This window comes from Rathayibacter agropyri, from assembly GCF_013249015.1.
GTDB lineage: Bacteria > Actinomycetota > Actinomycetes > Actinomycetales > Microbacteriaceae > Rathayibacter > Rathayibacter agropyri.
The window spans coordinates 84,278-98,602 of sequence record NZ_JABRPL010000003.1; the positions used below are offsets into that span (position 1 = coordinate 84,278).

A 14,325-nucleotide genomic window follows, 5' to 3' on the forward strand; every position below is an offset into this window, starting at 1 on the left:
AGCTAGCGTGCCAGCTGCTCGATACCTCCGGTCAAGCGGCTGGGCGAGCAAAGACCGCCCCCTGTCAACCGAGGCTCGGAGGCGGCCCGGTCCTCCGAGGGTGAACGCAAGGGGACGGGGCGGGCGGGGGTAGGACGCGCGCCCGTGGCGGCGTCCGCAGCGGGAATGCCCGAGCACCGGGCGCGGTTTAGCTGCTTCGGGTAACGGCGCCCTTCCCCCGTCCTCGCTAGGAAGAAGTCCCCGATGTCCCTCACCCCTCCCCGCACCGCGACCACCAGCGCCCCGATCCTCGACGTGCTCGCTGAGCGCTGGAGTCCCCGCTCCTACGACACCGCCGCGACCGTCTCGGACGAGACCCTCGCCTCGCTCCTCGAGGCCGCGCGCTGGTCCCCTTCCGCCGCCAACTCGCAGCCGTGGCGCTTCATCGTCGCCCGCCGCGGCTCCGATGAGTTCGGCCGCATCGTCGCGACCCTCGCCGGCTTCAACGGCGCCTGGGCCGGTTCCGCTGCGGTTCTGGTCGTCGCGCTCGCCGAGACCGTCGACACCGAGGGAAAGGCGCGCCCGTGGGCGGTCTACGACCTGGGGCAGTCCGTCGCGCACCTCAGCATTCAGGCGCACCACGAGGGCCTGCACGTGCACCAGATGGCGGGCTTCGACAAGGACGCAGTGCGCGCCGCGTTTGGCGTCGACGAGCGGTTTGAGCCGATGACCGTCGCCGCGATTGGTGTCGCCGCTGGTGCAGAGGCGCTGGAGAACGAGGTGCTGCGCGACCGTGAGACCGCTCCGCGCACCCGCCTCCCTCTCAACGATCTCGTGCTCGTCCAGGCGTAGCCGCCGCTACTGAAAAGGCCTCCCGACCGTCCTGCGGTCCGGGAGGCCTGTGTGTTACTCCCCGTGTCGCCGCTCGCCGCGCCCGCCGGGACCCGTCCGTACGATCGGATCACCCGCCCGACCGCCCCGCCGACCGGAGCATCATGCCCGCCGCCCCCGCCCCCCGCACGAGCCTGGCGTTCGACGCCGAGATCGGCCAATCGGCGTTCCCGGTGCGCTTTGACGAGGTCGGCCGCACGTTCGTTCCGGGCGCCGCCGTGCTGACGGACGTGTCGCTCGACGTCGCCGCGGGCGAGGTCATCGCGATCCTCGGGCCGAGTGGCTGCGGCAAGTCGACCCTCCTGCGCATCGCGGCGGGCCTGGATCGGGCCTCCGAGGGCTCGGTGCTGATCGACGGTGCGCCCGTCTCGGGCATTGACCCGCGCTGCGCGGTCGCGTTCCAGGAGCCGCGGCTGCTGCCGTGGCGAAGCATTGCCGACAACGTTGCGCTCGGCCTCCCGCGCGGCACCGCCCGTCCGGCTGCTCGGGCGGCCGTCAGCGAGTTGCTCTCGCTGGTCGGGCTCAGTGCGCACGCCCGCTCCCGCCCGCGGGAGGTGTCGGGAGGCATGGCCCAGCGCGCCTCGCTGGCCCGCGCGCTCGCGCGAAACCCCGGCGTGCTCCTTCTGGATGAGCCGTTCGGCGCGCTCGACGCGCTGACGCGGCTGCGGATGCAGGACCTCCTGCTCGACGTGCACGCGGCGGCGCCCGCCACGATTCTGCTCGTGACGCACGACGTCGACGAGGCCCTGCAACTGGCAGACCGCATCGTGCTGCTCGGACGCGACGAGCCGGGAGGCGTCTCGCGCATCCAGCGCGTCGTGGCAGTCCCCGGTAGCCGCCCTCGAGACCGCGGCTCGGCTGAGCGTGCCGAGCACCGCGCCGAACTGCTCGCTGGTCTGGGAATCGAGCGGCACTAGCTCCTCCCCAGGGGCGTTTTTTCTGATTTCTCCACAGATTCGCCGCTCCCCGCCCTATCCCTTCCCCGCGTCCCTCACACTCAGACCCGTCACCGCATTCCGAAGCCGAGGCCCCCATGTCGTTCTCCCGCTCCCCCCTCACCCGCCGCACTGCTCTCGCTGGCCTGCTCACGGCCGCCGCCGTCCCGCTGCTCGCGGGCTGCGTCCAGGGGGAAGGCAGCACAGGCGCGGCGGCCGCCGCCGCGGGCGGCACAAAGGGCGGCACCAAGGGCGGCACTCTGACGCTCGACTTCGCCACCTATAACCCGCTGAGCCTCATCGTCAAGGAGAAGGGCTGGCTCGAGGCCGCCCTCGCCGACCAGCAGGTCACCGTCGCCTGGGTGCAGTCCGCCGGCTCCAACAAGGCCAACGAGGCGCTGCGGGCCGGAGCGATCGACGTCGGCTCGACCGCCGGGTCCGCTGCCCTGCTCGCCCGCTCCAACGGCTCCCCGATGAAGACGATCGACATCTTTTCCCAGCCGGAATGGGCGGCCCTCGTCGTGCCGGCCGGCTCGCCGATCACGTCGGTCGAGCAGCTCAAGGGCAAGCAGATTGCGGCCACCACGGGCACCGACCCCTACTTCTTCCTGGTGCAGGCGATTGAGGCGGCCGGGCTCGGGATCAACGATGTCACTGTGCAGAACCTCCAGCACGCCGACGGTTGGGCGGCACTGCAGAACGGCTCCGTCGACGCCTGGGCCGGGCTCGACCCGATCATGGCGGGCGCCGAGGCGGCGGGGGCGACCCTGCTCTACCGCAACGTGGCCTTCAACTCCTACGGCCTGCTCAACGCCACCGAGAGCTTTCTCGCGGAGAAGCCCGACCTCGCGCAGACCGTCGTGAACGCCTACGAGCACGCCCGGGCCTGGGCTCTCGAGAATCAGAACGAGACGGCGAGCATCCTCGCATCGGTCGCGGGTCTCGACGTGGCGGTGGCGACCACGGTCATCACGCAGCGGAGCAATCTCGACGTCGACCACGTGCCCGGATCCGCGCAGACCGACGTGCTCGCGGCGATCGGGCCGATCTTCGTCGAGAATGGCGACGTCGCCTCCCAGCAGCAGGTCGATGAAGCGCTTGACGCGCTGATCGACGACACCTACGCGACGGCGGCCGACCCCAGCGCCATCGGCGCCTGAGCCGCTCCCCCTTCCTGTGACCCGAGGAGATGACCATGTCGATCCGTGACACCGAGACGGTGACCGACGCCGATGCGCTGCGGGGCGGCACGGGGCTCCTTCCCGACGCGGTGGGGATCTCTGTGATCGGTCCCTCGGCGGTCGAGCCGCAACGCCCGCCCCGCGACGACCGGGCGACCGGACCCCGGCCGCTGACCTCGCGGCGCTGGTTTATGGTCGCGGGCGGAGCGATCCTCCCGGTGCTGCTGCTCGCGGCCTGGCAGTTCGCGACGACGACGGGACTCGTGTCGGTCTCTGTGTTCCCCTCGCCCGCGATGGTAGGAGCGGCCAGCGTCGACCTCGCGCAGCGCGGCGACCTGGGGCAGGACGTCGCCATCTCGACCCAGCGGGTTCTGATCGGTTTCGCCCTCGGCTCCGCCCTCGGGCTCATCGTGGGAGCGCTCTTCGGGCTCTCGCGTGTGTGGGAGGTCGTCCTTGGGCCGACGCTCGGCGCGATCCGCGCGGTGCCCTCGCTCGCCTGGGTGCCACTCCTGCTGCTCTGGATGGGCATCGGCGAGGAGTCAAAGGTCACGCTGATCACTATCGGCGCGTTCTTCCCCGTCTTCACCACGGTGGCGACCGCTCTCGGCCATGTCGACCGGCACCTCGTGGAGGCGGGACGTGCCTTCGGCCTCTCGGGGGTGCGGCTGTTCGCCTCCGTGCAACTGCCTGCCGTGATCCCCTCGGTGATCTCAGGTCTTCGCCTGGCGCTCGCGCAGTCGTGGCTGTTCCTCGTCGCCTCCGAACTGATCGCCTCGTCGATGGGGCTCGGCTTCCGCCTCACCGACAGTCAAAGCAACGGCCGGATCGACCGGGTGTTCCTCGCGATCATCCTGCTGGCCGTCCTCGGCAAGCTCACGGACGCCGTGGTCGGCGTGTTTCAGCGCTACGCCGTGAGGAAGTGGGCATGAACGCCCGGGTGGGAGTGCCGCCCGTGGACGACACGATCGCCAGCCTCCTCGACGAGCACCGGCGCTTCCCGCCTCCCGAGTCCTTCGCCGCCACGGCGAACGTCGACCAGGAAGAGTACGCGCGAGCCGCTGCCGATCCGGTCGCGTTCTGGGAAGAGGCGGCGCGGCGCCTCGACTGGGCTGAACCGTGGCACACCGCGCACACCTGGGAGCCGGCGATCCCGCTCCCCGACGGCTCCCTCTCGGTGCCACGCGCGACCTGGTTCGAGGGCGGGCGCCTCAACGTCGCCGAGAACTGCGTCGACCGCCACGTCTCTGCCGGACGGGGCGATAAGGTCGCGCTGCACTTCGAGGGCGAGCGCGGCGACCGGCGCTCGATCACCTACGCGCAGCTGCAACGCGATGTTGCGCGGGCCGCGCATGCGCTGACCGAGCTCGGAGTGGGATTCGGCGACCGCGTCGTCGTCTACCTCCCGGTGATCCCCGAGACCGTCGTCATCACCCTGGCGATTGCGCGCATCGGAGCCGTCCACTCACTCGTGTTCGGCGGGTTTTCCGCGGAGGCGGTGCGGTTCCGCGTCGCGGACACGGGCGCCAAGCTGCTGGTCACCACGGACGGGCAGTTCCGCCGTGGTACGGCCGTGCCGGTCAAGGCGAACGCCGACCACGCGGTCGAGGGCATCGAGTCGATCGAGCACGTCCTCGTCGTCCGCCGCACGGGTGACTCCGACGTCCCCTGGACCCCGGGCCGCGACGTCTGGTGGCACGAACTCGTCGAGAGGCAGAGCGACGTCCACGAGGCCGAGCCCTTCGACTCCGAGACGCCACTGTTCATCATTTACACCTCCGGCACGACCGGGAAGCCCAAGGGCCTGGTGCACACCAGCGGCGGCTACCTCACCCAGGCCTCCTGGACCCACTGGGCGGTATTCGACGCGAAGCCGGACGACGTGCACTGGTGCACGGCCGACCTAGCGTGGGTAACGGCACACACCTACGAGATCTACGGTCCGCTCTCGAACGGGCTGACCCAGGTGCTGTACGAGGGGACCCCCAGCACTCCGCATACGGCGCGGCACTTCGAGATTATCGAGCGCTACGGCGTCACCGTCTACTACACGGCACCCACGCTGATCCGCACGCTGATGACCTGGTTCCCCGAGGGGGTGCCCGAGCAATACGACCTGTCGAGCCTGCGTCTGCTGGGCACGGTCGGCGAATCGATCAATCCGGAGGCGTGGGTCTGGTTCCACCGGGCGATCGGCCGTGGGCGCTGCCCGATCGTGGACACCTGGTGGCAGTCTGAGACGGGCGCCGCGGTGATGTGCCCCCTGCCCGGCGTCTCGACGCTCAAGCCCGGCTCCTCCCTCGGCGCGCTGCCCGGACTCGGTGTTCTCGTCGTCGACGAACACGGGGAGCGGGTCCCGAACGGCTCCGGCGGCTACCTCGTCGTCGACCGCACTGGGCCGGCGCTCGCGCGCACAGTCTGGGGGAACCCGGAACGGTACCGCGACTCCTACTGGGCGCGCTTCGCCTCCCGGGGCTACTTCTTCTCGGGCGACGGAGCCAAGTACGACCCCGACGGCGACATCTGGGTCCTCGGCCGCGTGGACGACGTCATCAATGTATCCGGACACCGGCTCTCGACAATCGAGATCGAGTCCGCGCTCGTCGCGCACCCCGCCGTCGGCGAGGCGGGAGTCGTGGGGGTCGCCGACGCGACAACAGGGCAGGCGATCGCGGCGTTCGTCATTCCGTCCGATGAGGCTATCGACCGGGCCCGGGAGGATGCGGCCTACTGGATCGAACTCGGCACCTCGCTCTCGGCGCGGTTGCGCGAGCACGTGGCCACGGCGATCGGCCCGATCGCGAAACCGCGCGACGTCGTGGTCGTCCCCGACCTGCCCAAGACGCGCTCGGGCAAGATCATGCGGCGCCTGCTCGGCGACATCCGCGACGGCCGTGCGCTCGGCGACGTGACCAGCCTGCAGGACGACACCGTGCCGGCGCGCATCGCGCGAATCGTCGGGGCGCGCGGCTGAGGCGAGCAATCAGACGCATTGTCCGTGGTGACCAGTAGTCTGACGCTGGGGCGCAGCGAATTGCAGACTTAGCGCAGAGGAACGGAGCGACAACATGCAAGATAACCTGACCAGTTCGAATGGCGCGGAATTCTCTATTCAGAACTTAGTAGATTTTGGACTGTCGGGACGCATTAGGGTGCCAGAATTCCAAAGAAGCTTCCGATGGACTAGCGGCGATGTTCTCGCTTTGTTCGACAGTATCCTCAAAGGATATCCGGTAGGTAGCGTCCTCCTCTGGCAAAAAACGGCGCCAGCACACCGGGTGACATTGGGCGCACTTACCTTCAACTCAGCCGAGCATCACAACGCACTTTGGGTCGTAGATGGTCAGCAACGGATCACAAGCTTAGTCAATGCAGTACTCAAAGAGTCTTACGATGTGGACGAAAGATTTAGAGTGCTCTATTCCGTGAAGCGCAAGAAGTTTGTTCACCCTGCCGACGCGCGGGGAACTCTTGCTATCCCATTGCCCGATCTTTTTGACATTGCTAAGCTACTACAATGGTTTCAGCACAATCCAGAGGCGCTTGATGATGCAACACATATTCAAACAGTCACGGCTCGCCTCCGGGATTTCAAAGTCCCCGCATCTGTCGTTGAACAAGCAGACGAAGGAGTCCTGCGGGACATCTTCGATCGTATGAATACGGCAGGTCGCCGACTGCATAGCGCGGAGATCTTCGATGCAATCCACCGCGCGGACGGGGACACACAAGCTGGGGACCTATCAATCCCCGCTATTGCCGATCGAATCGCAGCTACAACAACCTTCGGTCGTATTGAGGACGCGGCCGTCTATCAAGCGATTCTCGTTAGACGACACCCAGACATTACTCGAGACCCACATGGCGAGTTTGACAGTGAGCGAAAACTCGAGACACCCTTTTCTAGAGAAGGCCGCGACGAAGGTTACCGCCGCGCAGAAGAAGCGCTTCAGCTTGCTGTTCACTTCTTATCTGGGGTAGCAGGAGTTCCGCACGTCTCATTTCTGCCATATCGGTTCTTGATACTTGTCCTGGTTCGCTTCTTCGCCTTGTATCCAAAGCCGCGCCCTCGAAATAAGGAACTCTTAGCTTACTGGTTTTGGCGAGCAGCGACGCGAGCACCCGAGCTCTCTTTTAACGGATCCACTGCAAACGTCCGCGCCCTCGCGGGGAACATTGTGCCGGGGGATGAAGAGCGATCAATCAAGAATCTCTTGAGTTCAGTTCGCATGACTGGAGTGCCTTACCGCAAAGCAGCCATAACGAGGGACATACGTAGATTTTCTACCAATCGCGCATCAGGAAAGATTATTTTGTGCGCACTCTGGGCCAGTGGTCCTAAGAGTATAAAGACGGGGAAGCCGATTGGCGCGGAGGAAATTGCCGAGATTCTCGATCAGAGCGAGACCCCCGCAGATGTGGCGATCGAGCTTATTCCCCGTCGCAAACTGCCGCCCGAATATCGCCGCTCCGCCGGAAATCGAGCTATCTCGGCGTATCCCAGCTCTATGAATGACGTTCTCGCGAGTTTGAACAGCTTGGACGATGCATCGACCGTTGCGGAGTCCAATCTGTTGACACCGCATCTGCTCGCAGCCCTGGCGGACGCGGACGGGGTCGAATTCGTTTTGCAACGTGAGGATTTAGTTGAGACCGCTCTAACGCGCTTTGTCGAGACAATGACAGGAGAGCGATTTGAGGATACACCTGCACTCGATGCGCTCGATCTCGACGACATTGATGACGACGACGCGCAAGAAGACGACGACACGCAAGAAATTGAATCGGAACCAGATCCTGATGAAGATTGGGACTCTCCCTTCGATAGAGAGGCTTGAAAGGTGAGAACCCGCCATCACTCAGTTCTTCTGCACGGTGAACAGATTGGCAGCCTCCATCATCACGATGATGAAGTCGCATTTCGCTTCACGGACCAGTACTGGCAGGACGGGGATCGCAATGTTCTGGGTCTATGGTTTGAGGACAAGCGATTGAGCGTCTCGCGATCGAACTCCGTGCTACCGGTCTGGTTCAGCAACTTGCTACCGGAGGGGATTCTGCGGACTTGGATCGCCCAGGATCGAGGAGTTTCTGTGGCGCGCGAGATGGAGCTTCTTCTGGAAGTTGGCCATGATCTTCCAGGAGCCGTTCAGGTTGTGCAAGACGAGGGTAATCCGTACTCACTCGATGCCAACAGTGCGATCTCACCTCGCCGCAACTCGGATTCTCCGGCCTCTAGATGGAAATTCTCTCTAGCCGGCGTGGGCCTGAAATTTTCTATGTTGAAGGTCGGGGAGCGACTGACAATCCCGTCTGGAGGTGAACTTGGTGACTGGATTATTAAGCTTCCAGATGCCAATCACCCTCGAGTTCCAGGAAATGAGTTTTTCTGCATGAGCCTGGCCAAAAAAGTAGGTATTTCTGTGCCCGAATTGATGCTTGTCATGCGGGACGAGCTCCCCCACCTGCCGGACAACGCGTGGCCGAGTGGGGAAACCGAAGCCTTCGCAATCCAGCGTTTTGATCGCACGGTCGACCGCAAGTCGATTCATATAGAGGACTTTGCTCAAGTCCGCGGTTTTTACCCGAGCGACAAGTACCTCGGGTCTTTCGAGACTGTTGCCGCTTTGTCCTACAGGGGATCAGATCTCTCGTCATTGCTTCAGTTTGTTCGCAGACTTGTATTTAATGTCCTAATTGGTAATGGCGATGCACATTTGAAAAATTGGTCGCTAATATATAGAGACGGACGGCGCCCGGCATTGTCGCCTGCTTATGACCTTGTTAGTACTGCAGGATATCGGGATGCCGGTGATCCAGAGGATCTGGGGCTAAAATTTGCAGGCAGCCGACGGTTCGAGGCGCTGACACGGCAAGGCCTCGAGCGTCTTGAACGGCTGCTCGAAGTTGACAAAGGCTTGCTAGTTAACGAAGCTCGGGCGACTGCCGACATCTTCCGTCGAGAATGGGCACTTTGCTATCCGGACCTGAGAGATCTCCCCTTCATCGAAACTTGGATTGGCCCTCGGCTTGATGACACGATTCGTCGCCTCGGCGATTAATTTCTGTCGAAGCAGTTCAGCTGCGTCAAAGGGAGTAGCGTGAACGCGTGCGCGACGTCCAACAGCAGATCATCTCCGAGCTCCACGTCTCCCCCACCGTCGATCCGGCCGCAGAGGTCGATCGGCGCAGCGGCTTCCTCGCCGACTACCTCCGCAGCACCGGCGCGAAGGGCCTCGTCCTCGGTATCAGCGGCGGACAAGACTCGAGCCTCGCCGGCCGACTCTGCCAGCTCGCAGTTGAGCAGGTGCGCGCGAGCGGAGGTGACGCCTCCTTCATCGCGGTGCGCCTCCCCTATCGGGTGCAGGCCGACGAGGAGGACGCCCAGATGGCCCTCTCGTTCATCCGGCCGGACCGCCAGGTCGTCTTCGACATCCATCAGGGCGTCGATGGGATTGCCGCAGCGTTCGGTGATGCAGTCGGCGAGCCGATCTCGGACTTCGTCAAGGGCAACGTCAAGGCCCGCGCCCGGATGATTGCGCAGTACGCCATCGCTGGCCAGACCGGCATGCTGGTCGTCGGAACCGACCACGCGGCAGAGGCGGTAACCGGCTTCTTCACGAAGTTCGGCGACGGCGGCGCCGACGTCCTCCCGTTGACCGGCCTGACGAAGCGCCAGGGGCGCTCGCTCCTCGAACACCTGGGCGCTCCAGCCCGGCTGTACGAGAAGGCGCCGACCGCCGATCTACTCGACGAGAACCCGGGGCAAACTGACGAGTCGAACCTCGGCCTGGTCTACGCCGATCTCGACACATACCTCGAGGGCGGTGACGTCGATCCGGCCATCGCAGCCGCGATCGAGGCGCGGTATGCCGCGACCGAGCACAAGCGCCAGGTACCGCTGTCGATGTTCGACGACTGGTGGCGCTGACAGACATCAGACGAGCCTCGAGATCGGCGGAGACGGACGAGATCGCCTGCCGCGGCGGGGGATCTCGTCCGTCCGTCGGCATCTCGCGACATTTCGCGGGGGCCCACGCCCGGACGGGCGTCGGGTTACGGACGCACGAGCGTCTTGATCGCGCGGCGCTCGTCCATCGCGGCGTACGCCTCCGCGATCTGTTCGAGCGGCAGTTCGAGGTCGAAGACCAGGCCGGGCTCGATCGCTCCGCTGAGCACGTCGGGAAGCAGTTCCGCCATGTAGCCGCGCACCGGAGCCACTCCGCCGTTCACGCCCACGTTTGATCCGAACATCTGCCGCACGGGCAGCTCGGGGCCTCCGTTCGGGACACCGACATAACCGACCATCCCGCCGGGGCGCGCGGAGTCGAGCGCCTGCTGCATCGACTCCTTGGTGCCAACGCACTCGAGCACGCAGTCGGCTCCGATTCCGTCGGTCAGTTCGCGGACGCGTGCAACGCCCTCGTCGCCGCGGGTCTCAACGATGTGTGTCGCTCCGAACCGTCGGGCGAGATTCTGACGCGACTCATGCCGTGACATCGCGATGATGGTGCTCGCTCCGAGGCGCTTGGCCGCGAGAACGGCACAGAGGCCGACCGCGCCGTCGCCGACCACCGCGACCGTCGAGCCGGCGGTCACTCCCGCGGACACGGCCGCGTGGTGACCGGTGCCCATCACGTCGGCCAGCGTCAGGAGGCTCGGGATGAGCGCCGGGTCGGGGTCGGTGCCGACACGGAAGAGCGTGCCGTCGGCGAGCGGAACGCGCACCTTCTCGCCCTGGGCGCCGTCCGCGAAGCCCTCCTCGCGCACCTCCGCACCCCACCAGCCACCCGAGAGGCAGGAAGTCGAGACACCGTTGACGCAGTTCACGCACGTGCCGTCGCAGATGTAGAAGGGAGCGATCACGAAGTCGCCGACAGCGGCATCGTGCACGTCCTCACCCACGGCCTCGACGACGCCGACGAATTCATGGCCGATGCGATGCTCCTCTTTCGTGGGAGTGACACCGCGGTAGGGCCAGAGGTCGGAGCCGCAGACGCAGGCGGCCGTGACGCGAACGATCGCGTCACGGCCGGTCGACAGCTGAGGGTCAGGGACCTCCTGGAGCCGGATGTCGCGCTCACCGTGGATGAGTGTTGCTCGCATGAATACTCCTGGTTTGGGGGAGGGGTAGGACGCGTTCCACGCTACGCCCGCGTCGTGCAGCGGACGCCGGACCGAAGGGGGCTTGCATGAAGGGCAGCATCCGCTCCAGCGGCACAGCCCGGCACGCTGTGCCGCGCGACGTGCGGGACCCCCCGAACACGGGTGTCCGGGCGACCCGTCGAGGATCGCGCGATCACGGCGGCGCCTCCGCCCAGCCGTCTCGTCCGACGACCACGTGGGCGACGAATCGCAGCCCGCACGCCTCCGCCCCCTCGGCGAGCGCTCGCGTCGCTGCCCGGTCGGAGGGCAGAACAGCTGCTTCGCCCGGATGACTGTGCGCGAGTCCGACTCCCGTGGCGCCGCGGGCGAGCACCTCGGCCAGCACGGTGGGCACCGGCAGCTCGGCATGGGCGGGAGCACCGTCGGCCAGCGTCAGGACGTCGCGGACAACGCCCGACTCACCGAGTGCGACCGCCAGCACGGTCTCGAGCGGGCGGGCGGCGAGGAGCGGAATGACCAGCTCGGCCAGCCCCTCCGCATCCGTCACCCGAGCGGCACGCGACGCGCGGTTCATCCGTCGCCGCAGCTCGAAAGAGGCGACCAGCCGGCACGCGGCGACCTCGCCGACTCCGCGATGCCGCATCAGATCGACCACGCCGGCGCGCGCGACGGCGTCGATGCCGCCGAAGCGCGCCAGAAGGCGTTGCGCCACGACGGTCGCGTTAGCGCCGCGCACTCCCGCTCCAATCAGCACGGCGAGAGTCTCTGCATCGGTCAGCGCCCCGGGACCCCGCGCACGCAAGCGCTCGCGCGGTCGCTGCTCGGGAGCGAGGTCGGCCATGCGCGGCGATTCGAAGGACATACCCGCGACGCTACGCACGCCTCCGTCGCCACGGGCGCTCGCGATCACATCTGTGGACGATCTCGCCCTCTTCACCCCCTGTGGAGGAGCCTCCGCCGCCGCTCGCCGCCACGAGTGTCCAAAAGTTGTCGCACTCGACGCCCAGTGCGACAACTTTTGGACACTCGCGTGGCGGCCCCAGGCACCGCGGCGCCCGAGGCGCCTACGCCGACGCCGTCAGGCCCGGCGTCACCACCAGGCTCTCGCCATCCGGCGCCACGTCCACCAGCACCACGTCGCCGTCACGAATCGTCCCGCCGAGCAGCGCCGTCGCGAGCTGGTCGTCAATCGCCCGCTGCATCAGCCGACGCAACGGCCGCGCACCGTATTGCGGGTCGTACCCGCGCTCGGCCAGCCAGCTGCGGGCGGCGGGCGTGACCGCGAGATCGAGCCGCCGCTCCGCCAACCGCCGCGAGAGTCGGTCGACGTACAGCGACACGATCTCCCCCAGCTCGGTACGGTCGAGCGCGTCGAAGATCACGATGTCGTCGAGCCGATTCACGAATTCGGGCTTGAAGGCTTGGCGCACCATCTGCTGCACCGCCTCCTCTTTCTGCGCCCGCGAGAGCGTGGGATCGACGAGGAACTGCGAACCCAGGTTCGAGGTGAGGATGAGGATCGTGTTGCGGAAGTCGACAGTCCGCCCCTGCCCGTCGGTCAGCCGCCCGTCGTCCAGCACCTGAAGCAGCACGTCGAACACTTCGGGGTGCGCCTTCTCGATCTCGTCAAGCAGCACAACGGAATAGGGGCGACGCCGCACCGCCTCCGTCAGCTGACCGCCCTGCTCGTAGCCGACGTAGCCGGGAGGAGCCCCCACCAACCGCGAGACGGCAAACTTCTCGCCGTACTCCGACATATCGATGCGCACCATCGCCTTCTCGTCATCGAAGAGGTGGTCGGCGAGCGCCTTCGCCAGCTCGGTCTTGCCGACGCCGGTAGGCCCGAGGAAGAGAAAGGAGCCGGTGGGCCGGTCGGGGTCGGAGATGCCCGCACGAGTGCGGCGCACGGCATCGGACACGGCCGAGACGGCCTCGTCCTGCCCGATCAGCCGCCGGTGCAGCTCGGTCTCAAGGTGCAGCAGCTTCTCGGTCTCGCCCTGAAGCAGCCGACCCACGGGGATGCCGGTCCACGCCGCGATGACCGCCGCGATGTCGTCCGCCGTCACCTGCTCGTTGACCATGCGCCCCTCGACAGGCTCCTCCTCGACCTCCGCGGCAGCGAGCTCGCGCTCGATCACCGGAATGTCGCCGTACAGCAGCTTCGACGCGCGCTCGAGCTTCCCTTCGCGCTGCGCCCGCTCGGCCGCGATGCGCAGGGCGTCGAGCCGGTTCTTCAATTCGCCGACGCGGTTGAGGGAGGCGCGCTCACGCTCCCAGCGCTCCTGCAGCTCCTCGAGCTCGGCGGCGCGCCGCGCGAGGTCCTCCCGCAGCTTCTCGAGCCGCGCCTTCGAAGCCTCGTCCTTCTCCTTCTTCAGCGCCAGCTCCTCCAGCTTTAGCCGGTCGACGGAGCGGCGCAGCTCGTCGATCTCTACCGGAGCGGAGTCGATCTCCATCCGCAGGCGCGACGCGGCCTCGTCGATCAGATCAATCGCCTTATCCGGCAGCTGGCGCGCCGTGATGTAGCGATTCGAGAGCGAAGCGGCGGCCACCAGGGCGGAGTCGGCGATGGCGACCTTGTGGTGCGCCTCGTAGCGCTCCTTCAACCCGCGGAGGATCGCGACCGTGTCCTCCACGCTCGGCTCGCCGACGAACACCTGCTGGAACCGACGCTCCAGCGCCGCGTCCTTCTCGATGTACTGGCGGTACTCGTCCAGGGTGGTCGCGCCGATCATCCGCAGCTCGCCACGGGCAAGCATGGGCTTGAGCATGTTCGCCGCCGCGACCGAGCCCTCGCCGCCGCCCGCGCCCATCAGCGTGTGCAGCTCATCAATGAAGGTGATGATCCGGCCGTCGGACTCCTCGATCTCCTGGAGCACCGCCTTCAACCGCTCCTCGAACTCACCGCGGTACTTCGCTCCCGCGATCAGCGCCGAAAGGTCGAGGCTCACGAGTTGCTTGCCCTTGAGGCTTTCGGCGACGTCGCCCGCGACGATCCGCTGGGCGAGCCCCTCGACGACGGCGGTCTTGCCGACGCCGGGCTCGCCGATGAGGACCGGGTTGTTCTTGGTGCGGCGCGTGAGCACCTGGCTGACGCGCCGGATTTCGGCGTCGCGCCCGATCACCGGGTCGAGTCTGCCGCTGGCCGCGATCGCGGTCAGGTTGACGCCGTACTGCTCGAGGGCGGACTTTTCGTCCTGCTGGGGCATTCGACCGGCCTGCATGATGGTCTCCTCCGT

The 14,325-nt window shown here is 66.5% G+C and carries 11 protein-coding genes; 8 read left to right on the top strand and 3 right to left on the bottom strand.

Annotated elements, in window-relative coordinates; all coding sequences use genetic code 11:
- Positions 1-243: 243 nt before the first annotated feature.
- The 8 genes from HRF29_RS09115 (at position 244) to nadE (ending at position 9,914) form a co-directional block, all read left to right on the top strand.
- Entirely contained in the window at positions 244-831 is a 588-nt protein-coding gene (locus tag HRF29_RS09115; RefSeq protein WP_173248034.1) for a nitroreductase family protein, read from the top strand.
- A 143-nt stretch (positions 832-974) separates the two neighbouring features.
- Positions 975-1,787, top strand: coding sequence for an ABC transporter ATP-binding protein (locus HRF29_RS09120; protein WP_173248036.1), 813 nt, complete (start codon positions 975-977; stop codon positions 1,785-1,787).
- Between the two features lie 116 nt (positions 1,788-1,903).
- A complete protein-coding gene (locus tag HRF29_RS09125; RefSeq protein ID WP_173248038.1) occupies positions 1,904-2,965 on the top strand; it encodes an aliphatic sulfonate ABC transporter substrate-binding protein in 1,062 nt (353 codons plus the stop codon).
- Positions 2,966-3,000: 35 nt separating this feature from the next.
- Positions 3,001-3,915: an ABC transporter permease gene (locus HRF29_RS09130; protein WP_173248040.1), complete on the top strand. Its 915-nt coding sequence runs from the start codon at positions 3,001-3,003 to the stop codon at positions 3,913-3,915.
- The gene (gene acs, locus HRF29_RS09135) at positions 3,912-5,957 is read left to right on the top strand and encodes an acetate--CoA ligase (protein ID WP_173248042.1); all 2,046 of its coding nucleotides are present in this window, start codon (positions 3,912-3,914) and stop codon (positions 5,955-5,957) included. The genes HRF29_RS09130 and acs overlap by 4 nt, the downstream gene beginning before the upstream one ends.
- Before the next feature lie 94 nt (positions 5,958-6,051).
- Positions 6,052-7,821, top strand: coding sequence for a DUF262 domain-containing protein (locus HRF29_RS09140; RefSeq protein ID WP_173248044.1), 1,770 nt, complete (start codon positions 6,052-6,054; stop codon positions 7,819-7,821).
- Positions 7,822-7,824: 3 nt separating this feature from the next.
- Positions 7,825-9,045, top strand: coding sequence for a HipA domain-containing protein (locus HRF29_RS09145; RefSeq protein ID WP_173248046.1), 1,221 nt, complete (start codon positions 7,825-7,827; stop codon positions 9,043-9,045).
- A gap of 47 nt (positions 9,046-9,092) precedes the next feature.
- Entirely contained in the window at positions 9,093-9,914 is an 822-nt protein-coding gene (gene nadE, locus HRF29_RS09150) for an ammonia-dependent NAD(+) synthetase (RefSeq protein ID WP_173248048.1), read from the top strand.
- A gap of 125 nt (positions 9,915-10,039) precedes the next feature.
- On the opposite strand, the gene HRF29_RS09155 is transcribed toward nadE, so the two are convergent.
- The 3 genes from HRF29_RS09155 to HRF29_RS09165 all read right to left on the bottom strand — a co-directional run bounded on the left by HRF29_RS09155 (position 10,040) and on the right by HRF29_RS09165 (position 14,310).
- Entirely contained in the window at positions 10,040-11,089 is a 1,050-nt protein-coding gene (locus HRF29_RS09155; RefSeq protein WP_173248050.1) for a zinc-dependent alcohol dehydrogenase family protein, read from the bottom strand.
- Between the two features lie 193 nt (positions 11,090-11,282).
- Positions 11,283-11,951, bottom strand: a complete 669-nt coding sequence (locus HRF29_RS09160; protein ID WP_173248053.1) for a JAB domain-containing protein — start codon at positions 11,949-11,951, stop codon at positions 11,283-11,285.
- Positions 11,952-12,153: 202 nt separating this feature from the next.
- Positions 12,154-14,310 carry an ATP-dependent Clp protease ATP-binding subunit gene (locus tag HRF29_RS09165; RefSeq protein WP_173248054.1) on the bottom strand — a complete coding sequence of 719 codons (2,157 nt, stop codon included), beginning with the start codon at positions 14,308-14,310 and terminating at the stop codon, positions 12,154-12,156.
- Positions 14,311-14,325 lie beyond the last annotated feature (15 nt).

What these genes read in the sequence shown, in the direction of transcription:
- HRF29_RS09115 (WP_173248034.1), top strand. Translation starts at nt 244, where the DNA reads ATGTCCCTCACCCCTCCCCGCACCGCGACCACCAGCGCCCCGATCCTC.
- HRF29_RS09120 (WP_173248036.1), top strand. Translation starts at nt 975, where the DNA reads ATGCCCGCCGCCCCCGCCCCCCGCACGAGCCTGGCGTTCGACGCCGAG.
- HRF29_RS09125 (WP_173248038.1), top strand. Translation starts at nt 1,904, where the DNA reads ATGTCGTTCTCCCGCTCCCCCCTCACCCGCCGCACTGCTCTCGCTGGC.
- HRF29_RS09130 (WP_173248040.1), top strand. Translation starts at nt 3,001, where the DNA reads ATGTCGATCCGTGACACCGAGACGGTGACCGACGCCGATGCGCTGCGG.
- acs (WP_173248042.1), top strand. Translation starts at nt 3,912, where the DNA reads ATGAACGCCCGGGTGGGAGTGCCGCCCGTGGACGACACGATCGCCAGC.
- HRF29_RS09140 (WP_173248044.1), top strand. Translation starts at nt 6,052, where the DNA reads ATGCAAGATAACCTGACCAGTTCGAATGGCGCGGAATTCTCTATTCAG.
- HRF29_RS09155 (WP_173248050.1), bottom strand. Translation starts at nt 11,089, where the DNA reads ATGCGAGCAACACTCATCCACGGTGAGCGCGACATCCGGCTCCAGGAG.
- HRF29_RS09160 (WP_173248053.1), bottom strand. Translation starts at nt 11,951, where the DNA reads ATGTCCTTCGAATCGCCGCGCATGGCCGACCTCGCTCCCGAGCAGCGA.
- HRF29_RS09165 (WP_173248054.1), bottom strand. Translation starts at nt 14,310, where the DNA reads ATGCAGGCCGGTCGAATGCCCCAGCAGGACGAAAAGTCCGCCCTCGAG.